The sequence below is a fragment of the Streptomyces noursei genome (genome assembly GCF_016917755.1).
In the GTDB taxonomy this organism is placed as follows: Bacteria; Actinomycetota; Actinomycetes; order Streptomycetales; family Streptomycetaceae; genus Streptomyces; species Streptomyces yunnanensis.
Genome location: NZ_CP070326.1, coordinates 6,052,241 through 6,077,070, shown reverse-complemented (window position 1 = coordinate 6,077,070; position 24,830 = coordinate 6,052,241). Strand labels below are relative to the sequence as shown.

The 24,830-nt window shown below is 72.3% G+C and carries 23 protein-coding genes; 11 read left to right on the top strand and 12 right to left on the bottom strand.

Translation table 11 applies throughout. From position 1 onward, the window contains the following. The first annotated feature begins 20 nt into the window (after window positions 1–20). Window positions 21–539, top strand: a complete 519-nt coding sequence (locus JNO44_RS26905) for a CGNR zinc finger domain-containing protein (RefSeq protein WP_205366432.1) — start codon at window positions 21–23, stop codon at window positions 537–539. Between the two features lie 40 nt (window positions 540–579). On the opposite strand, the gene JNO44_RS26900 is transcribed toward JNO44_RS26905, so the two are convergent. Further along, window positions 580–777 (bottom strand): hypothetical protein, encoded by a 198-nt coding sequence (locus tag JNO44_RS26900; RefSeq protein ID WP_073445947.1) that lies wholly within the window; start codon window positions 775–777, stop codon window positions 580–582. Between the two features lie 533 nt (window positions 778–1,310). On the opposite strand from JNO44_RS26900, the gene JNO44_RS26895 reads away from it, so the two are divergent. Next, a complete protein-coding gene (locus JNO44_RS26895) occupies window positions 1,311–2,651 on the top strand; it encodes an NsdA family TPR-like regulatory protein (RefSeq protein WP_205366431.1) in 1,341 nt (446 codons plus the stop codon). Here JNO44_RS26895 and JNO44_RS26890 read toward each other — a convergent pair. The 3 genes from JNO44_RS26890 to JNO44_RS26880 all read right to left on the bottom strand — a co-directional run bounded on the left by JNO44_RS26890 (window position 2,637) and on the right by JNO44_RS26880 (window position 6,252). Continuing rightward, complete coding sequence (locus tag JNO44_RS26890; protein WP_205366430.1) at window positions 2,637–4,010, bottom strand: DUF2786 domain-containing protein; 1,374 nt, start codon at window positions 4,008–4,010, stop codon at window positions 2,637–2,639. The genes JNO44_RS26895 and JNO44_RS26890 overlap by 15 nt on opposite strands. A 185-nt stretch (window positions 4,011–4,195) precedes the next feature. Further along, window positions 4,196–5,485 (bottom strand): L,D-transpeptidase, encoded by a 1,290-nt coding sequence (locus tag JNO44_RS26885; RefSeq protein WP_420882689.1) that lies wholly within the window; start codon window positions 5,483–5,485, stop codon window positions 4,196–4,198. 428 nt (window positions 5,486–5,913) lie between these two features. Continuing rightward, window positions 5,914–6,252, bottom strand: a complete 339-nt coding sequence (locus JNO44_RS26880) for a hypothetical protein (RefSeq protein ID WP_235094251.1) — start codon at window positions 6,250–6,252, stop codon at window positions 5,914–5,916. Window positions 6,253–6,360: 108 nt separating this feature from the next. Here JNO44_RS26880 and JNO44_RS26875 point away from each other — a divergent pair, with 108 nt between their 5' ends. Then, window positions 6,361–6,783 carry a hypothetical protein gene (locus JNO44_RS26875; protein WP_205366428.1) on the top strand — a complete coding sequence of 141 codons (423 nt, stop codon included), beginning with the start codon at window positions 6,361–6,363 and terminating at the stop codon, window positions 6,781–6,783. 115 nt (window positions 6,784–6,898) lie between these two features. Here the strand turns inward: JNO44_RS26875 and hutH are convergent, their stop codons facing one another. From hutH to JNO44_RS26850, 5 genes are all read right to left on the bottom strand, one after another. After that, complete coding sequence (hutH, locus tag JNO44_RS26870; protein WP_205366427.1) at window positions 6,899–8,443, bottom strand: histidine ammonia-lyase; 1,545 nt, start codon at window positions 8,441–8,443, stop codon at window positions 6,899–6,901. A gap of 109 nt (window positions 8,444–8,552) precedes the next feature. Then, window positions 8,553–9,656: a GGDEF domain-containing protein gene (locus JNO44_RS26865; protein ID WP_205370598.1), complete on the bottom strand. Its 1,104-nt coding sequence runs from the start codon at window positions 9,654–9,656 to the stop codon at window positions 8,553–8,555. 164 nt (window positions 9,657–9,820) lie between these two features. Further along, window positions 9,821–10,624: an enoyl-CoA hydratase/isomerase family protein gene (locus tag JNO44_RS26860; protein ID WP_205366426.1), complete on the bottom strand. Its 804-nt coding sequence runs from the start codon at window positions 10,622–10,624 to the stop codon at window positions 9,821–9,823. Window positions 10,625–10,723: 99 nt separating this feature from the next. Beyond that, window positions 10,724–11,908: an adenylate/guanylate cyclase domain-containing protein gene (locus JNO44_RS26855; RefSeq protein ID WP_205370596.1), complete on the bottom strand. Its 1,185-nt coding sequence runs from the start codon at window positions 11,906–11,908 to the stop codon at window positions 10,724–10,726. A gap of 367 nt (window positions 11,909–12,275) precedes the next feature. Continuing rightward, window positions 12,276–13,142, bottom strand: coding sequence for a biotin--[acetyl-CoA-carboxylase] ligase (locus JNO44_RS26850; RefSeq protein ID WP_205366425.1), 867 nt, complete (start codon window positions 13,140–13,142; stop codon window positions 12,276–12,278). A 131-nt stretch (window positions 13,143–13,273) separates the two neighbouring features. Here JNO44_RS26850 and JNO44_RS26845 point away from each other — a divergent pair, with 131 nt between their 5' ends. The 6 genes from JNO44_RS26845 (at window position 13,274) to JNO44_RS26825 (ending at window position 18,656) form a co-directional block, all read left to right on the top strand. Then, window positions 13,274–14,863 carry an acyl-CoA carboxylase subunit beta gene (locus tag JNO44_RS26845; RefSeq protein WP_205366424.1) on the top strand — a complete coding sequence of 530 codons (1,590 nt, stop codon included), beginning with the start codon at window positions 13,274–13,276 and terminating at the stop codon, window positions 14,861–14,863. A gap of 25 nt (window positions 14,864–14,888) precedes the next feature. Next, entirely contained in the window at window positions 14,889–15,104 is a 216-nt protein-coding gene (locus JNO44_RS26840; protein WP_039640938.1) for an acyl-CoA carboxylase epsilon subunit, read from the top strand. A gap of 107 nt (window positions 15,105–15,211) precedes the next feature. Beyond that, window positions 15,212–15,340 (top strand): morphogenic membrane protein MmpB, encoded by a 129-nt coding sequence (gene mmpB, locus JNO44_RS44535; RefSeq protein ID WP_258018278.1) that lies wholly within the window; start codon window positions 15,212–15,214, stop codon window positions 15,338–15,340. Window positions 15,341–15,514: 174 nt separating this feature from the next. Next, window positions 15,515–16,999 carry a peptidoglycan D,D-transpeptidase FtsI family protein gene (locus JNO44_RS26835; RefSeq protein WP_073445936.1) on the top strand — a complete coding sequence of 495 codons (1,485 nt, stop codon included), beginning with the start codon at window positions 15,515–15,517 and terminating at the stop codon, window positions 16,997–16,999. A gap of 333 nt (window positions 17,000–17,332) precedes the next feature. Next, window positions 17,333–17,944 (top strand): Maf family protein, encoded by a 612-nt coding sequence (locus JNO44_RS26830; protein WP_205366423.1) that lies wholly within the window; start codon window positions 17,333–17,335, stop codon window positions 17,942–17,944. 133 nt (window positions 17,945–18,077) lie between these two features. Beyond that, window positions 18,078–18,656, top strand: coding sequence for a DJ-1/PfpI family protein (locus JNO44_RS26825; protein ID WP_205366422.1), 579 nt, complete (start codon window positions 18,078–18,080; stop codon window positions 18,654–18,656). Window positions 18,657–18,810: 154 nt separating this feature from the next. Here the strand turns inward: JNO44_RS26825 and JNO44_RS26820 are convergent, their stop codons facing one another. Beyond that, window positions 18,811–19,269, bottom strand: a complete 459-nt coding sequence (locus JNO44_RS26820; protein ID WP_420882688.1) for a hypothetical protein — start codon at window positions 19,267–19,269, stop codon at window positions 18,811–18,813. 448 nt (window positions 19,270–19,717) lie between these two features. Here JNO44_RS26820 and JNO44_RS26815 point away from each other — a divergent pair, with 448 nt between their 5' ends. Further along, window positions 19,718–21,487: an acetyl/propionyl/methylcrotonyl-CoA carboxylase subunit alpha gene (locus JNO44_RS26815; RefSeq protein WP_039633349.1), complete on the top strand. Its 1,770-nt coding sequence runs from the start codon at window positions 19,718–19,720 to the stop codon at window positions 21,485–21,487. Window positions 21,488–21,592: 105 nt separating this feature from the next. On the opposite strand, the gene JNO44_RS26810 is transcribed toward JNO44_RS26815, so the two are convergent. Next, complete coding sequence (locus tag JNO44_RS26810; RefSeq protein WP_205366421.1) at window positions 21,593–22,777, bottom strand: alpha/beta hydrolase; 1,185 nt, start codon at window positions 22,775–22,777, stop codon at window positions 21,593–21,595. 247 nt (window positions 22,778–23,024) lie between these two features. Here JNO44_RS26810 and JNO44_RS26805 point away from each other — a divergent pair, with 247 nt between their 5' ends. Next, window positions 23,025–23,699, top strand: coding sequence for a TetR/AcrR family transcriptional regulator (locus JNO44_RS26805; RefSeq protein ID WP_420882687.1), 675 nt, complete (start codon window positions 23,025–23,027; stop codon window positions 23,697–23,699). A gap of 166 nt (window positions 23,700–23,865) precedes the next feature. Here JNO44_RS26805 and JNO44_RS26800 read toward each other — a convergent pair whose 3' ends face one another. Beyond that, on the bottom strand, window positions 23,866–24,804 hold the full coding sequence (locus JNO44_RS26800; protein WP_235094247.1) for a DeoR/GlpR family DNA-binding transcription regulator: 939 nt from the start codon (window positions 24,802–24,804) through the stop codon (window positions 23,866–23,868). Window positions 24,805–24,830 lie beyond the last annotated feature (26 nt).

Here is a 24,830-nt window from a genome sequence, read left to right as displayed (position 1 = left end):
AAGGGTGCTGTAATGCCCTTATGCAGCAAAACCCTTACGGAGAAGACCCCGTGCGGTTCATGGTCCAGCTCGCGGCCGAACCACCGCGCACCCCCGAGGAGTTCGCCGCGCGCTGCCTGGCGGCGGGCATGGCCATCGACCGCCCGGTGGGCGCAGGCGACCTGGCGGAGATCCTGGACTTCCTCCCGCGCTGGCTGGCCGTGGCCGACGCCGAAACCCATGGGCAACGGGCCGCCCTGGTCAACGCGTTGCTGGCCTCCTCCGCCGGGCACCCCCGCGTGACCGACCACGCCGACGGGGGCTGGCACATCCACTACCGCGACGACGGCCTCGGCCTGGGCGCCGTGGTCCGTGCGGTGGTCAGCGTCGGCACGGCCCTGCACCTGACCGGGCGCGGCATGGACCGCCTCGGTCGCTGCGCACTGGCCGAGTGCGACCGGGTGTTCGCCGACTTCACCCGGGGCGGCCGGCAGCGCTACTGCTCCCACGCCTGCGCCAACCGCGATGCGGTACGGCGGCATCGAGCCCGACGGCGGTAGGGGGCCGGAGCCCGTCGGCGGATCTCGACGAGTGCCGCGCTCATGTCCGCGCCACCTCGGCGTGCGGGTGGCGGCGGATCTCGATGTTGCGGTCGATGACGGTCGACTTGTCGCCGATGGCGTGCGCCGCCGCGCGCTGCTGGGCCAGGGCGGCGCACACGTCGCACCCGGCGACCGGCGCGGGCTCCGGCGCCGACACCGGTTCCCCGAGGTGAACGGGACGGCAGTTGCGGGGCATCAGACCCCCACCTCCGCCCCGTGGATCCGGCGCGGGCCGGCCTCGCCGCCGTGCACGGCCGGCCACGGCGTCCGCCCCCGCGCATGCCCGGGGCGACGCCTGCGCCACTCCTCGGGAGTCAGCACATACGGGCGGACCAGGGCCGAATCCTCGCCACGAAGCAGTCCCGCATGCCGGACGGGAACGCGAGGACGTACGCGCGCCGGCGCGTCCGCACGCCGGGCGACGGGTGGCGCACCGGCCGACCGGTGGCAGCCTCGCGCGGGAAAGAGCAGCCGCAGCAACGGGATTAAGTATCGCGCGGTAGCGTTGGTCACGTCGTCAACTCCTTGTTGGTTGACGGCCACGCCCCCGGACCGTCCACCACGGTCGCGGGGGTCCTCTCGTCGTCTCGCCGATGGGCGGCGGCCATGACGCGAGGAGGGCCGGTGCTCGCTCTAGGCAACCGCCTCGCTACAGCCGGCGGTACCGTTGCACCGGCAGCGGCTTTTAAGAGCTTTAAGCGCTCGTGCACACCGGGGAGTTGAGGGCTAGTGGGCGCTCGGGAACCGAATCGGCACCTCGAACGGCTTTACCGGCAGACCGGCTGGACGCTGCGGCAGTTCGTCCAGGCCGTGAACCGCGTCGGGACCGAGAGAGGAACCCCGCTCAAGTACCGCGAGCCATCGGCTCATCAGTGGCGTCAGGGGCACCTGCCGAAGGAGGAGGTCAGGCCGCTGATCCTGGAGGCCCTGGCCCGGAGGCTGGGACGCCCGGTCACCCATGCCGAGGCCGGGTTCCCAGCCCCTGCCGACGCTTCGGACGCCGCTGCGGGCACGGTCGAAGGGCTGGTCGACCTCGGTCGGGGGGACGTGGATCCCTCGCGCCGCAGCGTCCTCGGCATGAGTCTCTTCTCCGTCGCGCTGACCGTGCCCAATTGGCCCGATGTGGTGGGCCGGATGGAAGAAGTCCAACTCGGCCGGACTCAGCGCATCGGCATGCCCGAGGTCGACATGGTCATCGCCATGACCGAGCGGGTGTCGGAACTGGACGACCAGTTCGGCGGACGCCACGCACGCCCGATGGCCGCGGCTTTCTTGGTCAATACCGTGGCCCCGTATCTACGGGCCGCGGCCCCCGAGCCGGTACGCAAGGCGATGATGTCGGCTGCCGCGGATTTGTGCTACCTGACCGGGTATATGGCCGTGGACGAGGGGCTGGAGGGCTTGGGGCAGCAGTACTACCTCAAGGCTTTGGAACTTGCCGGCGCGTCGGAGGACCATCTGACGTACTGCACGACGCTACGGGGAATGAGCGTCCAGGCCGTCGACCTGGGGCACGGCAGGCAGGCGGCGCGACTTGCCGACGCTGCCGCTGCCGCCTCCCCGCAAGCCGGGCCGCGCATGCGCGCTTTCCTCACCGGACAGCAGGCGCACGCGTTTGCGCAGATCGGCGACAGTCAAAAAGCGCTGATGTACCTGAGGGAGGCCGAAGTCGCCATGGAGAAGGCCGAATCCAGGGAGAAGGCGTTCGGCTCCTACGACCCGTCAGCGCTGCATTACCACATCAGCCACGTCCGTCACGAACTGGGGGATGTGCCAGGGGCGGTCGAGGCCATGCAGGAGTCGGACCGGCTGTGTTACGACGTCTATCGCAGGTCCCGGGTGAAGGAGCGGGCCACGCTCGCCGAATTCCAGCTCAAGGTCGGCCACTTGGAAGCGGCTTGTGCGACATGGAATGAAGCCCTGGACGAATATCCCCTGGTGCAGAGCGGGCGGGTGGACCGACGCATCACCAACATGTTCCGGCTCATCCGGCCCCACCTCAGAAATCACGCCGCACGGGAATTGCACGAGCGCGCCCAACTCGTGGCTCCGGCCTCACTCTTGGCCTAGTCCGGGGCGCCGGGTGGGGTCGAGGCGGGCGTGGTCGGCGGCGGCGGTGCCCTGGTCCCAGCCGGCGGCGTCGCGGATGCCGCGCAGGCGGACCGGGGCGGTGTCGGGGAAGAGCGTGCCGGTGGTCTCCTCGACGGCGAGTTCGCGGGCGGCGAGGACCGGGAGGAGCCGGTCCGCGGCGGCGGCTTCGGCGGAGGCCGCGGCCGTGGCGGCGGCGGTGGCCGCGGAGAGGCGGGTGCGGATGCGGTCCGCGTACGCCACGAGGAAGGTCTGGCGGAAGTCGCGGGTGCGGCGGGAGCGGCCGCGGGCGTGGTGCTCGTCGGCCGCGCGGTGCATCGCGGCGGTGGCCTGGAGGAGCAGCGAGGTGTAGAGGAGTTCGGTCGCCTCCAGGTCGGGCGGGAAGCCGACGGCGGTGGAGAAGCCGAGTTCGGCGGCCCAGACGGCCTGGCAGCGGTTGGCGGCCGCGACGGCGTCGAGGAGCAGCGCCTTGCCCTGTTCGTAGGGGCCCTCGATGCCGATGCGGATCGCCGAGGGGCCGTCGGCGGGTTGGTTCCCTCCGGGGCCGTGGGTGTGGGTGAGGAGGGCCTCGTCGATGCTGTGACGGGCCATCAGTTCCTGGGCCTTGGCGGACAGTGCCTCGGCCTCCTCGGCGAAGGTGGTCGCCTCCGCCTTGGCGAGCAGGCCGCGGATCCGGCCGAGCATCCGGGAGGCGGGCGCGCCGCCGGGCCCGCTCCCGCCGGACGGACCGGACGGGCCGGGCGGGGCCGGCAGCGGAGTGATCCGGGGCAGCCGGGCGAGCAGGCGCAGCGCGGTCAGGACGTCGCAGGCGGTCTCGAAGCGGGTGGCGCGGCGGCGGGCCGTCAGGGCGTCCAGATAGGCGGGGTCGGCGCCCCACCAGACGCGGGCGTCGAGGCGGTCGAGCTGGGCGCGCCAGCGGGGGTCCCTGGCCGGGCCGGACGCGCCAGGGCGGCGGGCCTCCTCGGCGGCGACGGCGTCGACGACCAGCTCCGCCGTCGCGGCGTCCGGAGCGTCCCGCCGGACGATCCGCTCCAGGTCGGCGGGTTGCCAGCCGCCCGCCCAGCACCGTCGGACGGCGTCCACGGCGGCCGTGACCACGGCCGCGCTCATCGCCTCCCAGCCCGGCGCCGCGGCGGCCAGCATCGAGGCACCCGCCTCGACGGCGTCCTCGGCGGCCGGGCCGTCCGCGGCGTAGCGGACGCTGCCGAGGATGGTGCCGAGCAGGTCGGCGGCCTGGCGGGCGGGGTCGCCGCCGGGCCGGGCTCCCGCGCCCGCTGCGCCGTCGCGTCCGCGGCCCTGCCGATCGCGCTTCCCACCGTCGTTCCTCGCGTGCTCGCTCACCCGGCCACTGTACGGACGGCCGCCGGCGCCGCCCGCCCCGGACTCCGGGCCCGTGCCGCGCGCCCCGTATGCAGCGACCGGCGCCCGACGCCCCGCGTGGTCTGCGGGGTGCCGGGCGCCGGTCGTCTCGGTGGTGCGCGCGTCGGGCGGGTGCGCGGGGCGGCGTCACCGCCCGCCGTGTCGGGTCAGACGGCGCTGCCCGCGAGCCACTGGGACCAGGACATGTTCCATCCGTTGAGCCCGTTGTCCGGCTTGATGGTCTTGTCCGGGGAGTTGATCACCTTGACGACGTCGCCGAGCTGCGAGTGGGCGAAGAACCACGCGGCGTTGGTGGACGGGTCGTTGCCGCCCTTGACGTCCTCCAGGCCGATGCAACCGTGGCTGGTGTTGGCCTTGCCGAAGATGCCCTTGCCCCAGTAGTTGCCGTGGATGAAGGTGCCGGAGCTCGACAGCCGCATGGCGTGCGGGACGTCGGGGATGTCGTACTCGCCCTTGCCGTCGTTGTTGGTGAAGCCGACGGTGGAGCCGTCCATCCGGGTCTGCTTGAACTTCTCGGAGATGACCATCTGGCCGTTGTAGGTCGGGTGGTCGTCGCTGCCCGAGGAGATCGGGATGGTCTTGACGACCTTGCCGTCGCGGACCACCGTCATCAGGTGCGTCTTGGCGTCGACGGTGCTGACCTGGGAGTGGCCGACGGTGAAGCGGACGGTCTTGTTCTGGATGCCCTTCACGCCCGGCGACGCCTCGACGCCGTCGAGCGCGAGCTTCATCGTGACCTGGGAGTTCGGCTTCCAGTAGTCCTTGGGCCGGAAGTCCAGCCGCTTGTTGCCGAACCAGTGGCCGACGACCTGCTGGTTGCTGCTGGAGGCGACCGTGATCGCCGACTGGACGGCCTGGCGGTTCTTGACCGGCTTGTCGAAGTTGATCGACACCGGCATGCCGACGCCGACCGTCGAGCCGTCCTCGGGGGTGAAGTTCCCGAGGAAGCTGTTGGTCGGGGAGACCGTGGTGAAGGTGGAGTTCTCCACCGCCGTGCGGCCCTGGGCGTCCACCGCGTGGGCGGTGACCTGGTAGGTCGTCGCGCGGGACAGCGCCTGCTTGGGCTTCCAGGAGGAGCCGTCGGCCGCGAGGGTGCCCTCGACGGTCTTCCGCTGGGTCTTCTCGTTCTGGTGCGCGACGACCGTGGTCATGGTGACGTCGGTGAGCTTGCCGCCACTGGCGGTCACCGCCATGTCACTGAGGCCGGCGTCCGTCGAGCCGTTCCTCGGCGTAATGGTGATCTTCGCCTGCGAGGCGTCCTGGGCGGCGGCCTCGTCGACCTGCTGGGTGCTCTCGTGCCGGGTGCCGTCGGGGCGTCCGGTGTCCGCACCGCCACCGTGTGCGGTGGCACTGCCGCCACACGCGGCGACCGTGAGAACGCCCCCGATCAGCGCGGCACTGGCTATGAGGCCCTTGCGGCGCTTGCGGTCCGTCATCACACGCTTCTCCATTGCTGCCGATTTGCGAAAAATCCCCGAGCGGGCCGCCAACCGAGCGCAGACATATCTGGACGCAGGCATTCCGGCCGACTCCCCATGGAACGCCCTATCCCTTTCGCCCACTCCATTCCTGGCGGAATTGTGGGGAAGGACACGTAATCGCGGGCAAAACGACCATCGCGCAGCGAATGCTGCAGATCACGCATATAGCTGTGAGGTGCTGCATAACGCCTGACTGTGGCGTGGCCGAGAGCGGGCTTGCGCCCCGGCGCACGACCCGCCTCCGATTCCTCCGATTCACCGCCCCCACGCCCCCGGCCCCATTCGGCGTCCCGGCCGGGATAACGAGCGGGCGCCCCACACGTCATCGACCCCCGCACGGCGCGCCGTGCGGGGGCCTCGGTGGAAGGGCGGTGGAGCCGGGGTCAGCCCTCCCCGTCCGTGTCGTCCGCAAGGTCCCACTCCGCCGCGTCCCACTCGGCGTCCGGGTCGTAGTCGGTCATCTCCTCACTGCTCCAGGACGCCTGGGCGAGTTCGGTGCCCGGCACCTCGGCGACCAGGTCGAAGGGATCGATGAGATGGGCCAGCGCCTCCGCCGGGTCGTCTCTGACCGTCTCCTGCGACTGCCTGCGTTCCTCTTCGGGGAGCGCGGGGTCGGCGGTGATCCGGTCGAAGGCGGCGCCGGTCAGCTGCGCGGCGTCGGTGACCTCCATGACCAGTTCGACGTGAAGCCGTACAAAGCGTGATGTCTCGCCATTGCTCATGAACGGAGGGTATGCACGTCCGGGTCCCGACTACCGCGCGACCCGCGGCGGTCACTAACATCTGCGGTCAACGGCCAATTCGCCGAACCCACAAGGGGGATAGCTTTCGTGACCGCACGACGACCACTACTGACCGCCGCTGCCGCGGGATCGGTGCTGTTCGCCCTGTGGTTCGTGCCGTCCGCCAACGCGATCGTGGAAGATGACGGAGCGACACATTCCGGCCTGCGGGCGGAATCCGCGCCGGCCGCTCCGGGGCAGGCGAATGTGTCGGACCCGTCCGGCGCCGAGAGGCATACCGGCGACGGATCCACCGAAAAGAAGAATTCCGATACGCGGGAGTCCGGTATCGGTTCGACCACCACCCGGCCCGGCGGCGCGCCGGCCGAGAACGGCGGACCGGCCCACTACCTCGCCGACACCGGCAGCCTCGACACCACGCCCTATGCGGTCGGCGGCGCGGCCTGCCTGGTGCTCGGCGCCGCGCTGGTCGGCTACTCCGTGCACCGCACCCGCGACGAGACCGCCTGAGCCGGGCGCGCACCCGCCGGCCCGCGCGGCTCGGAGGGGACGGTCCCAGGACCGCCCCGCCCCGGATGCCGGCCGCGGCCGACGCGCGGCCCTGCGCCGCCGAGTTGAGGTGCCGTCAGGCCAGTCGGCCGGTGACCGACTCGGCCGCCGCCACCAGCTTCCCGTCCCGCACAAAGGCGTACGCCGCCTCCAGGTCGGGCGCCAGGAAGCGGTCCTCGCCCGGTCCCTGAACGCCCGCGGCACGCAGCGCGTCCAGCACCGCGCGGGTCGCCGGCGCGGGCGCCAGTCCCTCGCGCAGCTCGACGGCGCGGGTCGCGGCGTAGAGCTCGACGGCGACGACCCGGGTGAGGTTGTCCACCGCGGTGCGCAGCTTGCGCGCCGCCGACCAGCCCATCGAGACGTGGTCCTCCTGCATGGCGGAGGACGGGATGGAGTCCACCGACGCCGGTGCGGCCAGCCGCTTCAGTTCGCTGACCAGCGCGGCCTGCGTGTACTGGGCGATCATCAGGCCCGAGTCGACGCCCGGGTCGCCGGCCAGGAAGGCGGGCAGCCCGTGCGAGCGGTTCTTGTCCAGCAGGCGGTCGGTGCGGCGCTCGGCGATCGAGCCGAGGTCGGCCGCGGCGATGGCCAGGAAGTCCAGCGCGTAGGCGACCGGTGCACCGTGGAAGTTGCCGTTGGACTCCACCCGGCCGTCGGGCAGCACGACGGGGTTGTCGACGGCGGCGGCCAGCTCCCGGTCGGCGACCAGGCGGGCGTGCGCGAGGGTGTCCCGGCCGGCGCCGGCGACCTGGGGGGCGCAGCGGATGGAGTAGGCGTCCTGGACGCGCGGGGCGTCGTCCTGGTGGTGGCCGGTGAGGCCGGAACCGGCCAGGAACGTCAGCATGTTGGCGGCCGAGGCGGCCTGGCCCGGGTGCGGCCGGATGGCGTGCAGCTCGGGCGCGAGGACCTTGTCGGTGCCCAGCAGCGCCTCCATGGAGAGCGCGGCGGTGATGTCCGCGGAGGTGAACAGCCGGGCCAGGTCGGCGCAGGCCATCACCAGCATGCCGAGCATGCCGTCGGTGCCGTTGAGGAGCGCCAGCCCCTCCTTCTCACGGAGCTCGACGGGCGCGATGCCGTGCGCGGCCAGCAGTTCGCCGGAGGGCCGGACGACGCCGTCGGGGCCTTCCGCATCGCCCTCGCCCATCAGCGTCAGCGCGCAGTGCGAGAGCGGCGCGAGGTCGCCGGAGCAGCCGAGCGAGCCGTACTCGTGGACGACCGGGGTGATCCCGGCGTTCAGGAGGGCGGCCATGGTCTCGACGACCACCGGGCGGACGCCGGTGTGCCCCGAGGCGAGGGTCTTCAGCCGCAGGAACATCAGGGCGCGGACCACCTCGCGCTCGACGGCCGGGCCCATGCCGGCCGCGTGCGAACGCACGATGTTGCGCTGGAGCTGGGCCCGCAGTTCGGGGCTGATGTGCCGGACGGCGAGGGCGCCGAAGCCGGTGGAGACGCCGTAGACCGGGTCGGGCTTGGCGGCGAGTTCGTCGATGAAGGCGCGCGAGGCGGCGACGGCGGCGCGGGCCTCCTCGGACAGCTCGATCCGCGCCGCGCCGCGGGCCACCGCGATGACGTCCTGTGCGGTGGTGCCGGACGTCCCCAGCACCACAGTGTGCATATCCATATTCAGGCACCCTAGAGACTGAATCGCCAGATGTCACCACCGGATTTCGGGATCACCCCTTACCGATCATCGCCCGCGCCGATCGCGCCCCGTCACCCGGCACCCCGCGTCACCTCCGGAACCTCCGTCGCTCCGGCCCCGGCGGCGGCTCCGGCGAGTCCGCCAGCTGCACCACCGGGTCGTCCGCGCCGCCGTGCCGCCCGGCCACCACCGGCCCGCCGGACTTCGCCGCCTTGGCCCGGTACTGGGCGGCGTCCGCGAGCCGGAAGAGCCGGCGGGCGCTGTGCACCGGCCCTATCGGGTCGCCGGTCGAGGCGACCCCCACCGCGACCCCCTCGCCGAGGTCCAGCTCACCGGCCCGCCGGCACAGCTCACCGGCCACCTTGGCCACCTCGTCGCTCCCCGGCCCGACCGCCAGCAGGCAGAACTCGTCGCCGCCCAACCGCGCCACGAGCGTCCCCGGCAGCATCGCGCCGCACAGCGACAGCACCGACCCGAAGCGCTCCAGCAGCCGGTCGCCGACCGCGTGCCCGCGCGAGTCGTTCACCTGCTTCAGCCCGTTCAGATCGCACACCACCAGGCTGACCGCCACACCGTCCACGCGGTGCCGCTCCAACGCCTCGTCCAGTCGCATGTCGACGGCCCGGCGGTTGGCCAGGCCGGTCAGCGCGTCGGTGAACGCCAGCCGGCGGGCCTCCGCGAGCCGCTCGGTCTGGGCGATCCCGGCGGCCGTGACGGCGGCCAGCACGGTCGCGAAATCGACGTCCGCCCGCCCGAACACCGGCTCCCCGGCCCGCCGCGCCACATAGAGCTCGCCCCACGCCCGGCCGTGCAGCACGATCGGGGCCACCACGCAGCAGCCCCGGCCGCGCCGGCGCAGCGCGGCCACCCGCTGATGGTTGTACGAGCCCCCCGCCGGCGCGCCCTCCCGCGGCCCGCCCTCGGCGAACTCCACCCACGCGCCGGGCTCCCCGCCGCCGGCCCACTGCTCGTGCAGGAACTCGACGACCTCCGGGAACTCGTGCACCGGATACGCCTCGTTGTCGGGGAACTCCCGCTCCCCCGGAGCGAGTTCGCCGACGTTCGCCAGCACCCGCAGCCGCCCCCGCTCGCGCTCCCACATGGAGAGGGCCGCGAAGGAGCCCGCCAGCGCCCGGCGTGCGCCCTGCGCGGCGGCCCGGGCCGAGTCGCGCAGCGCCGGCGCGGCGGCCATCGCCTGCGCCAGCTCCACCACGGCCCGCAGCCTCGCGTCAGCCTCGCCCGTCACCGGATCCTCACATTCCGTCACCGTGAGCACGCTCTGTATTACAGCGTAGGAATGATTGACCCGATTCGCCCCTTCCGCTGGTCAGCCACCGGACGGGGCGGGGCGGAGCGTCACTCCCCCGGCCAGTTCGGGTCCCGCTTCTCGTTGAAGGCCGCGACGCCCTCGGCCCGGTCCCCGGAGAACGCCACGCTGCGCCAGGCTCCGTCCTCCAGATCCAGCCCGGCCCGCAGGTCCAGGCCCTGACCGAGCCGCATGGCGCGCTTGGCCGCACGCAGCCCCACCGGCGAGTTACGGGCGATCGCGGCGGCCAGCTCCAGCGCCTCCGCCCGGTCCCGCCCATCCGCCACCACCCGGTCCACCAGCCCCAGCTCGCCGGCCTCCGCCGCCGGCACCCGGCGCGCGGTGAACACCAGCTCGGCGGCGCGCGCCGCGCCCACCCGGCGCGGCAGCAGCTGCGTCCCACCCCCGCCGGGAATGACGCCCACCGACACCTCCGGCAGCCCCACCACCGCGGTGCCGTCCGCGACGATCAGATCGCAGGCCAGCGCCAACTCGTAACCGCCACCGAGCGCGAAGCCGTGCACCGCCGCGATCGTCGGCATCGGCAGCTCCAGCACCCCGGTGTAGGCGGCCCGGGTGCGCGGCCGCTGCCGCATCAGATCGGCGTCCGTGAAGGAGTTGCGCTCCTTGAGGTCGGCCCCCACGCAGAACGCCCGCTCATGGGTGGAGGTGAGCACCACCGCCCGCACGGAACGGTCGGCGGCCAGCTCGGCGCACGCCTGCGCCAGCGCGTCGGCCATCGCCGTCGACATCGCGTTCATCGCCTTCGGCCGGTCCATGACCAGCTCCGCCACGAAGCCGTGCCGCGCCACGCCGACCCACTCGTCCGCACCGAACCGCCGCGTACCGCTCATGCCGCCCTCCCGATTCCCGGTTAACGATCGTTGACCCGACCGCTGAGGATCATGTCAGCTCGCGCCGGTTTACGGCAGGGCCCACCGCGGCCGTGCGCCTCACCCGCGCCGGGTCAACATCCACGGCTCGACGACGCCCAGACCGCGCACCGGCCGCTGCCACATCGGCTGCAACGCGAAGCGGTACGGGGGCGGCGGGCTGCCGGTGCCCTCCTGGGCGGCCTTCTCCGCCGCCGCGGCATCCGCCTCGGAGACCGGTGCGTCGCCCGTACGCCCCAGCTCCTCCGCGAACGCCTGGTCCACCAGCACGGTGTCCTTCGGCGCTATCGAGGTCAGCCGGCTGGCCAGGTTGACGGTCGTCCCGAAGACATCGCCCATCCGGGTCGTGACCGTGCCGAACGCGATGCCCACCCGCAGCTCGGGCATCGTCTCGTCGTGGCCCATGGTCTCGATCAGCCGCAGCCCGATCTCGGCCGCGATGCCCGCGTCGTCCGCCGCGAAGAGCACCTCGTCGCCCAGGGTCTTGATGAGCCGGCCGCCGTGCGCGGCGACCAGATCGGCGGCGGTGGTCTCGAACGCCTCGACCAGCTCGCCCAGTTCCTCTTCCTCCAGCCGCCGCGTCAGCCGGGTGAACCCGACCAGGTCGGCGAACCCGACGGCCAGCCGCCGGTCCACCATCTCCGCGTCGTCCTGCGCCTGGACCACCCGCCCGGTGGCCGCGGCCAGCTGCCGCCGCCACACATAGACCAGGAACTCCTCCAACTCCGGGAGCAGCAGCTCGACCAGCGGATAGGTGATCTCCGTACGGGTCAGGCCGGAGTCCTGGGGCTCGGTCAGCCCCTCCAGGAACGAGTCGATCTGCCAGTCGGCGAGCCGCGCCGTGGTCTGACCGGTGGAACGGGCGACCTGCACGGCCATCGCCTCGCTCAGCAGCCCCGCCTCGACGAGACCGGCGAGCCGGCGCAGCGCCAGCACATCGGCCTCGGTGAGGGCCTTGACCTGGCCGATGTCCGCGAAGCCCATGGCCCGCCAGAAGCGGGCCGCGAGGTCCATGGAAACGCCGGCGCTGCGGGCCGCCTGGAACGGCGTGTAGCGGCGCTCGGCCCCGAGGATGAGCTGTTCGAGCTTCACGGCGATGTTGTTCTCGGCGGTCTCGCCGTTGTCTTCGACGACGCCGTCGCCCGCTTCGGGACCGCCTGCGGGATCGCCCGCAGGGGCCTCTCCCACCGCCTCGCCCTCGGCGTCCGCGCCGCGCGGGGTGGCCCCCGACTCGTCGGCCGTCACCGACCGCTCCCTGTCCGTTCCCTGCGCACGGCCCTTCCGATCTCGCTGCTCGCCCATGATCCGCTCCCTGCCGACGGACCGCCTCAACGATACGGCAGGTGTGCTCTGCCTCACGTAGCCGCTGCGCTCGGCTTCTTCCCACGTTGCCGGCTGCCCCGATGTGGGGGCACCGTTTTCCGCCTTCGGCGGAGGGGTGTGTCGGGGTGGGGCTCCGGCTCGGTGGTGGGTACCGGTCATGAACGGACCCCACCCCGGCGGGAGGACAGGTACAAGCGGCAACCCGGTCCTGCCCCGTCCCTCATCCCCACCGGGCGGGGCACCCACACCGGCACCCACCACACCCCGGGCGCCCCGCCCAACACATCCGCTACGCCGGTCGGAGATGCACGATGTCGCCGGCGTCCACCGGTTGTTGGACGCCGTCCGCCGTGGCCAGGACGAGGCGGCCGTCGGCGTCGAGGGCGACCGCCTCGCCGTCGATCGAGCGGTCGCCCGGCAGGTGCGCCCGCACCTTGCGCCCCAGCGTCGCGCAGCCCGCCGCGTACGCCGCCTGGAGGCGGCACGCGCCCGGATCGCCGTCCGCTTCCTGCCACTCGCCGTACCACTCCTCCAGCGAGCGGAGGACGGCCCGCAGCAGCGGGTCCCGGTCCGTGTTGGCGGCGCCCGCGAGGGCCAGCGAGCCGGCGGTGGGGACGGGGAGTTCGTCGGCGGTGAGCGAGACGTTGAGGCCCATGCCGATGACGACGCCGTCGGCGGCGCGTTCGGCGAGGATGCCGCCGAGCTTGCGTTCCGCGCCGTCCACCGTGATCAGCAGGTCGTTGGGCCACTTGAGCGCGGTGTCGACGCCGGCGGCGCGGGCGATCGCGGTGGCCGCGGCCACTCCGGTGAGGAGGGGGAGCCAGCCCCAGCGGGCCGGCGGCACGGTCGGCGTGAGGTAGACGGAGAAGAAGAGCCCGGAGCGGGACGGCGCCGACCAGCGGCGGTCGAGCCGGCCGCGGGCGGCCGACTGTTCCTCGGCGATGAGGACGGCGCCCTCGCGCAGGCCACCGGCCGCCGCCCGCTCGACGAGGTCGGTGTTGGTGGACCCGGTGGCGGGGACGACGTCCAGTGAGGACCAGAGCGAGCCGGGGCGGACGAGGGCCCGGCGCAGCGCGTTCGCGTTCAGCGGCGGGCGGCCCAGATCACTCCAGCGACCGGCGTCTTTATCCCGGTTTTCCGGTGGTTGAGGCGTCATGGCCCCAGCCTAGGTGTGGTCAACGACGCAGTGCCGCAGAGCAGTCCCGCCGATACGCTACGAGTCGGTAGCCACACCCGTACCTCCCTCAGTACGAGTGCCAGTCCAGGACGAGCAGGAGCCGCATCCCGATGTCCGAACCGGAAGCAAACATCCACACCACCGCGGGCAAATTGGCGGATCTGCAGCGACGGGTCGAGGAAGCCACGCATGCCGGCTCCGCCCGTGCGGTGGAAAAGCAGCACGCCAAGGGGAAGTTGACGGCGCGTGAGCGCATCGATCTCCTGCTGGACGAGGGCTCGTTCGTCGAGCTCGACGAGTTCGCCCGTCACCGGTCGACGAATTTCGGGATCGAGAAGAACCGGCCGTACGGCGATGGCGTGGTCACGGGTTATGGAACGGTCGACGGGCGGCCGGTCTGTGTGTATTCGCAGGACTTCACGATCTTCGGCGGATCGCTCGGCGAGGTCTACGGCGAGAAGATCGTCAAGGTGATGGACTTCGCCCTGAAGAACGGCTGTCCGGTCGTCGGGATCAATGACGGCGGCGGTGCCCGCATTCAGGAGGGCGTGGCCGCCCTCGGGCTGTTCGCGGAGATTTTCCGGCGGAATGTGCACGCGTCGGGCGTGGTGCCGCAGATTTCCCTGATCGTGGGTCCGTGCGCGGGTGGCGCGGTGTATTCGCCGGCCATCACGGATTTCACGGTGATGGTCGACCAGACCTCGCACATGTTCATCACCGGGCCGGACGTCATCAAGACGGTGACGGGCGAGGACGTCGGTTTCGAGGAGCTGGGCGGGGCCCGTACGCACAACACCACCTCGGGCGTGGCGCACCACATGGCGGGTGACGAGAAGGACGCCATCGAGTACGTCAAGGGGCTGCTGTCGTACCTGCCGTCGAACAACCTCTCCGACCCGCCGGCCTTCCCGGAGGAGGCGGACCTGGCGGTCACCGACGCGGACCGTGAGCTGGACACGCTCATCCCGGACTCGGCCAACCAGCCGTACGACATGCACACCGCGATCGAGCACGTGCTGGACGACGGCGAATTCCTGGAGACCCAGGCGCTGTTCGCACCGAACATCCTCACCGGGTTCGGGCGGGTCGAGGGGCACTCGGTCGGCGTGGTGGCCAACCAGCCGATGCAGTTCGCGGGCTGTCTGGACATCAACGCGAGCGAGAAGGCTGCGCGGTTCGTGCGCACCTGCGACGCCTTCAACATCCCGGTGCTGACCTTCGTCGACGTCCCGGGCTTCCTGCCGGGCACGGACCAGGAGTACGACGGGATCATCCGGCGCGGCGCCAAACTGATCTACGCCTATGCGGAGGCGACGGTTCCGCTGATCACCGTGATCACCCGGAAGGCGTTCGGCGGCGCATACGACGTCATGGGCTCCAAGCACCTGGGCGCGGACCTGAACCTCGCCTGGCCGACCGCGCAGATCGCCGTGATGGGCGCCCAGGGCGCGGTCAACATCCTGCACCGCCGGACGCTGGCGGCGATCGAGGACCCGGCCGCGCAGGAGACCCGCCGCCAGGAGCTGATCCAGGAGTACGAGGACACCCTGCTGAACCCCTACGTCGCGGCCGAGCGGGGCTATGTCGACGCGGTGATCATGCCGTCCGACACCCGGCGGCACATCGTCCGCGGGCTGCGCACGCTGCGCAACAAGCGGGAGGCGCTGCCGCCGAAGAAGCACGGCAACATCCCGCTGTAGTCCCCGCCGTAGGAGGTCGATGACGATGATCAAGGTCGTACGGGGCAATCCCACGCCCGAGGAGCTGGCCGCCGCGCTGGCGGTGGTCAAGGCCCGGGCGGCGGCGGTGGCCGCCGGCGCCGCGCCGGACAGCGGCGGGCGCGGCAGCGAGTGGTCGGATCCGGCGGCGACGGTTCCGGCCCGGTCCCGGATGCCCCATCCGGGACCGCGGGCCTGGCGGACCAGCTTCTGGCCGCGATGACCCGCGGAACAGATCGGTGCATTGTGCACTGACTAGTCCTTGACGGCGCGGCGCCTGAGTATGCGTACTCAGGCGCCGCCGCCGTTGGGGACGGGAGGATCGAGGCCATGCTGTGGTCCGATCCGCCCGATGAACCGCCCGAGGAGCTGCGCGAGGTGCAGGCGAAGCTCCGTCGGATGGGCTTCGTGCTCGCCACGGCGATCATGGTGGGGACGCTGGTGCTCCTGATCAGGTGACGCCCTCACGGGACCCGCGGTTCCCGCGGGGCCGGCGCCCCATCCGCCCCATTGACCTCACCTCTCTCCGCAACCGCAGCGGCCGAATTTGCATCTTTCTCTCTCGACAGTGCAATTCGGGCATGCGGCCATGGAGTGACCGGCCGGCCGCCGTGCCGGGCGGGAGGGGAGATCATGAACAGGCCGCTCAGACACATAGCCGTCTTCTGCGGGGTGCTGGTGCTCGCCCTGCTGGTCCGGGTGACCTGGGTGCAGTTCCTGCAGGCAGATCAGCTCGCGAACGACGCCAACAACCGGCGGGTAAAGATCGAGGCGTACTCGTATCCGCTCGGCAACATCATCGTCGACGGCAAGCCGATCACTGGGTCCACGGAGACCAGCGGCGACTTCAAGTACAAGCGGACCTACACCGACGGCGCGATGTACGCCCCGGTCACCGGGTACGCCCGGCAGGCGGCGGGCGAGACGATGCTGGAGGGCGTCTACCGCAAGGTGCTCAGCGGCAAGGACGACCGGCTGTTCTTCAACCGCGCGCGGGGCATGCTGACGGGCGAGAAGCCGCGCGGCGGCGACGTCCTGACCACCATCAGCGAGAAGGCGCAGAAGGCCGCCTACAAGGGGCTGACCGATCTGCACGCGACCGGCGCGGTGGTCGCCCTGGACCCGCGGAGCGGCAAGATCCTGGCGATGGCGAGCACGCCGTCCTACGACCCGTCGACGTTCGCGGGGCTGTCCGCCGCGGAGGGCAAGAAGTACCTCGCCCTCGACCAGGACAAGTCCAAGCCGATGAACAACCGGGCGCTGCGCGAGATCTACCCGCCCGGCTCGACCTTCAAGGTGCTCACCGCGGCCGCGGCCCTGGAGCACGGCACCGTCACCGACATCAACGCCTCCTCCGGCGCCCCGGCCCCGTACACGCTGCCGCAGACCCACACCCAGGTCGGCAACGACGTCGTGGGGGCGCCCTGCGACAAGGCGTCGCTGAAGACCGGTATGCAGTGGTCCTGCAACAACGTCTTCCTGGACGCCGCGCACAAGCTGGGCACGGACAAAATGCGGGAGACCGCGGAGAAATTCGGTTTCAACTCGGAGCACTTCGTCCCGGTGCGTTCCGCGGTGAGCGGATATCCGAGCAAGCTCGACCAGCCGCAGACCGCGCTGACCGGTATGGGGCAGGGCAGCCTGACCAGCACCCCGCTGCAGATGGCGATGGTCGCCGCCGGGATCGCCAACAACGGCAAGGTGATGAAGCCGTATCTGGTCGAGGAGCTGCGCGGCCCGGACCTGTCCACGATCGAGAAGTTCGATCCGGCGCCGCTGAATTCCGGGGACCCGCAGGCGGTCTCCGAGAGCACCGCGAAGAAGGTGCAGGAAATGATGGAGTACACCGTTTCGGACGGCACCGCCTCGAAGGCGAAGATCGACGGGGTGACGGTCGGCGGCAAGACCGGTACCGCGCAGCACGGTGCGGACGTGAACGACGAGCGGCCCTACGCCTGGTTCGTCTCCTACGCGAAGCTTCCCGACGGGAGTTCGCCGGTGGCGGTGGCGGTCTTCGTCGACCCGAAGGACATGGACATCCCGCGCTCGGAGATCGCCGGTGGAAAGCTGGGCGGACCGATCGCGAAGTCGGTGATGCAGGCCGTCCTGAACAAGTGAGGCCGCGCTGAACGACCGGAACGGCGCCGGAACGCGGAACACGTGACGCGGCGAGCGGGCCGGACTACCGGAGAAGGGGAAATTGCCCCCTTTCACTCCGGGCGTCCGGCCCGTTTTCCTTGCCTGCCCGACATCCCCTCATGGAGGCTTTACGCCGCCTCCCAGTACCGCCCTGATGCCCAGCATTAACGCGCCCTCGCGAAGGAGCCGCGGACTGGGCGCACAACACCCTGGGCGTCGCCCTCGGCGCACTGCTGGGCTGGCTGGCGCTGCGGGCCGCCGGCCGTCGGACCCCGGCCCACTGATCGCCGCCGGCTCCGTACGATGGCGGGCATGACCGAAGCTCCCGGCCCCCGCCGCCTCGTCCTCGCCTCCCAGTCCCCGGCCCGTCTCGGCCTGCTCCGGCAGGCCGGGCTGGCACCCGAGGTCGTGATAAGCGGGGTCGACGAGGACGCGCTCACCGCCGCCACCCCGGAGGAGCTGGCCCGCATGCTGGCCGAGGCGAAGGCCGCCGCGGTCGCGGCCCGGCCGGAGGCCGCCGGTGCGCTGGTCGTCGGCTGCGACTCGGTGCTGGAGCTGGACGGGCGGGCGCTCGGCAAGCCGGCGGACGCCGAGGACGCCACGGCCCGCTGGAAGTCGATGCGCGGCCGGTCCGGGATCCTGCGCACCGGTCACTGCGTGATCGACACCGCGTCGGGCCGTCAGGTTTCGGCCACCGCGTCCACCACGGTCCGGTTCGGCGAGCCCGACGACGACGAGATCGCCGCGTACGTGGCGAGCGGTGAACCGCTGTACGTGGCGGGCGCGTTCACCCTCGACGGCCGCTCGGCGCCGTTCATCGACGGGATCGACGGCGACCCGGGCAACGTCATCGGCCTGTCCCTGCCGCTGTTCCGCCGCCTGCTGGCCGACCTGGGCATCGCGATCACCGATCTGTGGGCCTGAGCGCCGCCCCGAACGCCGCTCGCCCGCCGCGGGCGTGCCCTCCCGCCGGTGATTTTCGGCCGGGCGGTGAGCGCTGCGCATCGTCGGGGAACCGATGGTTCCGAGACGACCGCCAGCGCGAGGAGTGTTCCCCATGACCAAGATCCTGATCGTCGCCGGAGACGCGAGCGAGGACCTGGAGTTCTTCTACCCGTACCAGCGGCTGCTGGAGGAGGGGTACGAGGTCCTGGTCGCGGCGCCGTCGCGGAAGAAGCTGCGGTTCGTCACGCATGACTTCGTCGAGGGCTTCGACACCTACACCGAGTCGGCGGGCCACTCTTGGCCGGCCGACCTCGCACTGTCCGAGGTCGATCCGACGGAGTACGCGGCGCTGGTCCTGCCCGGTGGCCGGGCGCCCGAATACCTGCGGCACGACCCGGACTTCCGGCGGGTGGTCACGCACTTCTTCGACGCGGACAAGCCGGTCGCGCACATCTGCCACGCGGCCATCGCGCTGGCGCCGCTCGGGGTACTGAAGGGCCGCCGGACCTCCGCCTACCCCGCCTGCGCGGCGGAGGTGGAGCTGGGCGGCGGGGACTTCGTCGACGGGTCGGCGGTGGCGGACGGCAAGGTCATCTCGGCCCGTGCCTGGCCGGACCAGCCGGAGTGGATGCGGGCGTTCGTCGAGATCCTGCGGGAGCACGCGCCGGCGGGGCGGCCCGCGGGGAGCTGAGGGCCGGGGCGGCGGATCCGGCCACCGCGTCCGGTCGGGTGGCGCGCCGGGTCACCGTCGGCGGCGCGCCGCGGGGGCGCCGGACGCCCCGAAACGAGGCCAAACACCCCCCGCCACGCCCCGAGTTCGGGGCGCGGACGGGAGGCCGACGGGGTCAGGCGGGGGCGCCGCCCGTGGCGGGGTCCTCGGCCGGCGCCCGGTCCGGGCGCGGTTCGCCGTAGGCGACCAGGGTCAGCACGAGCAACGCGAGCACCACCATCAGGGCGGCGAACGCCGGCCAGCCGATCAGGCCGACGGCGAGCGCGCCGACGACGCCGTGCGCCACCGCGCAGCAGATCAGCGCGATGCGCGTCAGGCGGCCGGGCGCCCGGTCCCGCAGTGCGGCGCGCAGCAGCACCGCGGCGCAGAAGAGGAGGAAGAGTGCGGCGACCGCGGCGCCGCCCCAGGCACCGACGGACATCGCGTCCGGCCGCAGCCCGGCCAGGGACATCTGCTGCCGGTCGACCACGATGCTCAGGATCCAGTTCAGCAGCAGGATCCCGGCCGTCTCCAGGACCAGGACCACCGCCGCCGCCAGGGCCACCGGTCTGCGTGCCGCGATCATCGCGCCCACCCCACTTCCGCCGTCGTGCGCTCTCCGCGCCGCCGTCCGCCGCCACTACGAACTGTTACCAGGAGTACGGAAGGCATCCCGCACGCTACTAACGGGTAACAGTCACGGCAAGGGGTCTGCACCACCGCGTCCGACCCCCCGTCGGCATACCCCCGCCCGCCGCGCCCACCCGAAAACTTTCACTCGCCCATTCGTAGGGACTCCACAAAGAATTGACGGTTCGCCGGGTGTCCACAGTCCGAGACCTAGGCCACACCGCGCCGCGCGCCGAAGCCCGGGAATCCGGGCCTACCCTGGGATTCCAACGGACTTTGGCCCCTCGCCATCGCCGCGCGCACGCTCCGTGTGGGCAAGCTCACCCCAGGGAACGGGTCGGCACGCGGTGTCGCCAGTCCCTAAACTCGCTGCGTTCAGTGTGTTGCGGCGTAGCGCCAAGGAAGGACCCATCGTGCGCAAGGTGCTCATCGCCAACCGTGGCGAAATCGCTGTCCGCGTTGCCCGTGCATGTCGGGACGCCGGGATCGGGAGCGTAGCCGTCTACGCCGACCCGGACCGGGACGCCCTGCACGTCCGCGCCGCGGACGAGGCATACGCCTTGGGCGGTGACACCCCTGCCACCAGCTACCTGGACATCGCCAAGGTCCTCCAGGCGGCCGCCGATTCCGGTGCGGACGCCATCCACCCCGGCTACGGCTTCCTCTCCGAGAACGCCGAGTTCGCGCAGGCCGTGCTCGACGCCGGCCTGACCTGGATCGGCCCGCCGCCGCACGCCATCCGCGACCTCGGCGACAAGGTCGCCGCCCGGCACATCGCGCAGCGCGCCGGTGCCCCGCTGGTCGCCGGCACCCCGGACCCGGTCTCCGGCTCCGACGAGGTCGTCGCCTTCGCCAAGGAGCACGGACTGCCGATCGCGATCAAGGCGGCGTTCGGCGGCGGCGGCCGCGGCCTGAAGGTCGCCCGGACCCTGGACGAGGTCCCCGAGCTCTACGACTCCGCGGTGCGCGAGGCGGTCGCCGCCTTCGGCCGCGGCGAGTGCTTCGTCGAGCGCTACCTCGACCGCCCCCGGCACGTCGAGACCCAGTGCCTGGCCGACAAGCACGGCAACGTCGTGGTCGTCTCCACCCGCGACTGCTCGCTGCAGCGCCGCCACCAGAAGCTCGTCGAGGAGGCCCCCGCGCCGTTCCTGAGCGACGAGCAGAACGCCGAGCTGTACCGCGCGTCCAAGGCCATCCTCAAGGAGGCCGGCTACGAGGGCGCCGGCACCTGCGAGTTCCTCGTGGGCCAGGACGGCACCATCTCCTTCCTGGAGGTCAACACCCGCCTCCAGGTGGAGCACCCGGTCACCGAGGAGGTCACCGGCCTGGACCTGGTCCGCGAGATGTTCCGGATCGCCGACGGCGAGGAGCTGGGCTACGACGACCCGGCCGTGCGCGGCCACTCCTTCGAGTTCCGGATCAACGGCGAGGACCCGGGCCGCAACTTCCTCCCCGCGCCCGGCACGGTCACCACGTTCGACGCGCCGTCGGGCCCGGGCGTCCGCCTGGACGCGGGCGTGGAGGCCGGCTCGGTCATCGGCCCGGCCTGGGACTCCCTGCTGGCCAAGCTGATCATCACCGGCGCCACCCGCGAGCAGGCCCTCCAGCGGGCCGCCCGGGCGCTGAACGAGTTCCAGGTGGAGGGCATGGCCACCGCCATCCCGTTCCACCGCACGGTCGTCAAGGACCCGGCGTTCGCGCCCGAACTCACCGGCTCCACCGAGCCGTTCACGGTCCACACCCGCTGGATCGAGACCGAGTTCGCCAACGAGATCCCGCCGTTCGCCGCGCCCGGCGGCGAGGAGACCGAGGCGGACAGCCGCGAGACGGTCGTGGTCGAGGTCGGCGGCAAGCGCCTGGAGGTCTCGCTGCCGGCGTCGCTCGGCATGCCGCTGGCCCGCGCCGCGGTCGCCGGGGGCGCCAAGCCCAAGCGCAAGGCCACCAAGAAGACCGGCAGCGCGGTCTCCGGTGACACCCTGGCCTCCCCGATGCAGGGCACCATCGTCAAGGTCGCCGTCGAGGAGGGCCAGCAGGTCACCGAGGGTGAGCTGATCGTCGTCCTGGAGGCGATGAAGATGGAGCAGCCGATCAACGCGCACCGCTCGGGCACCGTCAAGGGCCTGAGCGCCGAGGTGGGCGCGGCCCTCACCTCCGGCGCGGCGATCTGCGAGATCAAGGACTGAAGCGTCCACCGACCGACATAGGGGCGGGCTCCCGGTACACCGCGTACCGGGAGCCCGCCCCTTTTTCGTTTCCTTCCCGCTCGGCCTCGCCGGTGTCGCGGGCGGCTACGACTTCCCCACGACCTCCTCGGGGAACATCAGCGTCCGGCTCATCCACTGGAGCGCGGCGGGCAGTTCGCGGCGCCAGGTGGCGAAGTTGTGGCTGCCGTGGTCGAGGACGATCGAGTCCGCCTTCATGGGCGGGCGGACCGCGGCCAGGAACGCCTGCGCCGCCGGGTAGTTCTTCTCGCCGCTGCGGCTGGTGCCGATCAGGACGTTGACGTCGGGGGCGGGCAGGTTCTTCAGCCGCCACATCAGGTCGTGCTCCGAGCGGCGCTGGCCGCGTGCCGCGTCGTCGCCGAAGAGATTGCCGGTGGTGGGGTCGTTGGAGACCTTGTAGTCGGGCGAGAGGGCCGCCGCGGCGGTGTAGGTGCGCGGGTGGCGCATGGCGAGCTGGAGGGCGCAGCTGCCGCCGGAGGAGTAGCCGAGCACGCCCCAGGCGCCCGGGTCGTGGCCCACCCGGTAGTGCGACTTCAGGGCGTCCGGGACGTCCTGCGCGAAGAAGGTCTCGGCCTGCGGGCCGCCGGGCACGTCGACGCACTGGGTGTCCCGCGGCGGCGCGATGGTGGGCCGCAGCATCACGATGACCGTCGGCTGGAGGGTGCCGTTGCGGACCAGCTTCGCGGCGGTCTCCGGCAGCCGGAGGTGCTGGCCCAGCAGGAATATCCCGCCCGGGTAGCCGCTGAGCGCGACGACGACCGGGAATCTCTGCCGGGCGTACTGCTTCTGGAAGTACTGCGGCGGCAGGTAGACGTACGCCGGGTCCACCACCCGGGTCCGCTTGCCGACGATCCGTACGGTCTCGACCTTGCCGTTCTTCTCCGGCGGGCCCTTGGGCACCCCGTGCACCTTGTCCAGCCCCTCCGGGCCGGACGCCTGCACCAGGCCCTTGGACGGGTCGCCGGCGGGCCCGGCGGCGCCCTCGTTGCCCCACTTGCCGACCGCGGCGGGCGCCCCGTCGTACAGGCCGAGCAGCTCGTGCCAGGAGGCGTAGAACTGGAAGTTGGTGTTCACCACGAGACCGAGCGCGGCCACGACGGCCAGCTGGGTCCCGGCGATCACGCCGAGCCGCCCCAGCACCGCCCGCGTGCCCCGTCCCGAGAGCCTCGGCCAGATCCAGACCGTGAGCCCCACACAGGCCAAGGCGAGGGCGATCACGGCGTACAGCAGTGGCCGGCTGGTCAGTCCCATACGTTGTTCCCCAGACTTCCTGGACGGCTCCCGGACGTCCCCGGAAGCCCTCTTTGCGCCTGGTTTGATGGCCCTTGGAGGGGGGACGTTGCGGCCTTTCCCAGGAGTTCGCCGGCCCGACGGGCGCGGTACGCCGAACGGTCACCGGCCGGCCGCCACCCGGCCACCGGCGCCGCCGGGCGGACGCCCCGGTCCGCCCCCGGCACAGCGATGTCATGCTGGACGCGGGATCGAGGAGGGACGGCGGATGGCGACCGAGACGGCAGGGCAGCGGCGGGCGGAGCGGGCCGCCGCGGCGCACGCACCGGCGGGGACGCCGGCGTCCCCGGACGCGCCCGCGGTACGCCCCATGCGGGCCGACGCGCGCCGGAACTACGAGCGGCTGCTGACCGAGGCCCGGACCGCCTTCACGGAGCACGGCACGGACAGCTCCCTGGAGGACATCGCGCGCCGGGCCGGCGTCGGCATCGGCACCCTCTACCGGCACTTCCCCAACCGCACCGCCCTGATGGGCGCGGTCTTCCAGGGCGAGGTGGAGGCCCTGCTCTGCTACGCCCGGGAGCTGGCCGACGACCCCCAGCCGTGCACCGCGCTGGTGGACTGGCTGCGCGCGCTGATCACCCACGCCAGCACCTACCGGGGCCTGTCGCGGGCCCTGATGACCGCGTACGCAGACGAGAGCTCGGGGATGGCGCGGTGCCGCGTCCCGCTCGGCGAGGCCGGGTCCGCGCTGCTGGCCCGGGCCCAGCAGGCCGGGGCGGTGCGCCGGGACGTCGTCATCGGCGATCTGCTCCAGCTCACCAACGGCATCGCGCTGGCCGCCGAGGAGTCCCCGGACGATCCGGAGCTGGCCGACCGGCTGTTGACGCTGACCCTGCGCGGGCTGAAGGCCGGCGGGACGGGCCGGGAGACGGGGGCGTAGGCCACCGCCGGTGCAGCGGTGCGGGCCCCGGCAACCCCGGGCCGGACTCTCCGGCCGAACGACGGGACTTCGCGGGACCCGGCCCAGGGCCTGTCGGCACATTCCCGCCTGCCGGGCGGCGCCCGACCCGCCCTTCGGGCGGACCACGGGAATGTGACGACAGGCCCTAGCGGCGCCGGGGCGCCAGGTCGGCCACCCGGCCGTCCCCGAGCGAACCCGCCGAGCGCAGCTGCGGCGCCCCGGGCGCGGCGCCCGGGTGGTTGCGCCGCTGACCCGGCAGCGGCACGTCCCGCCGCGGACCCCGGCGCTCCGGCGGGGCGGCTTCCATGCCCGGCTGGGCCGGCGGCTGCCCGGTGAGCGAGCCGCTGGCGACGGCGATCTGGACGCCCTGGTCGGCCAGTGCCTGCAACTCCGTGGCGGCACGGTCGTCGTGGGCGGGCGGTTCGTCCGTCACGAGCCGGGTGATGACGTCCGTCGGCACGGTCTGGAACATGGTGTCGGAGCCGAGCTTGGTGTGGTCGGCGAGCACCACCACCTCCCCCGCCGCCTGCACCAGCGCCCGGTCGACGCTGGCGGAGAGCATGTTGGAGGTGGACAGCCCGCGTTCGGCGGTCAGGCCGCTGCCCGACAGGAAGGCGCGGGATACCCGCAGCCCCTGGAGGGACTGCTCGGCACCGCTGCCGACCAGTGCGTAGTTGGAACCGCGCAGGGTCCCGCCGGTCATCACCACCTCCACGCGGTTGGCATGGGCCAGCGCCTGGGCGACCAGGAGCGAGTTGGTGACGACGGTCAGGCCGGGGACCCGGGCGAGCCGGCGGGCCAGCTCCTGGGTGGTGGTCCCGGCACCGACGACGATGGCCTCGCCCTCCTCGACGAAGCCTGCCGCGAGATCGGCGATGGCCGTCTTCTCCGCGGTTGCGAGGTGGGACTTCTGTGGGAAGCCGGACTCGCGGGTGAAACCTCCCGGTAGGACCGCACCGCCGTGCCGGCGGTCTAGCAGTCCCTCTGCCTCCAGCGCCCGCACGTCGCGCCGTACGGTTACTTCGGAGGTCTGGACGACACGGGCGAGCTCACGGAGCGACACCGCTCCGTTTGCGCGCACCATTTCTAGGATCAATTGGCGACGTTCTG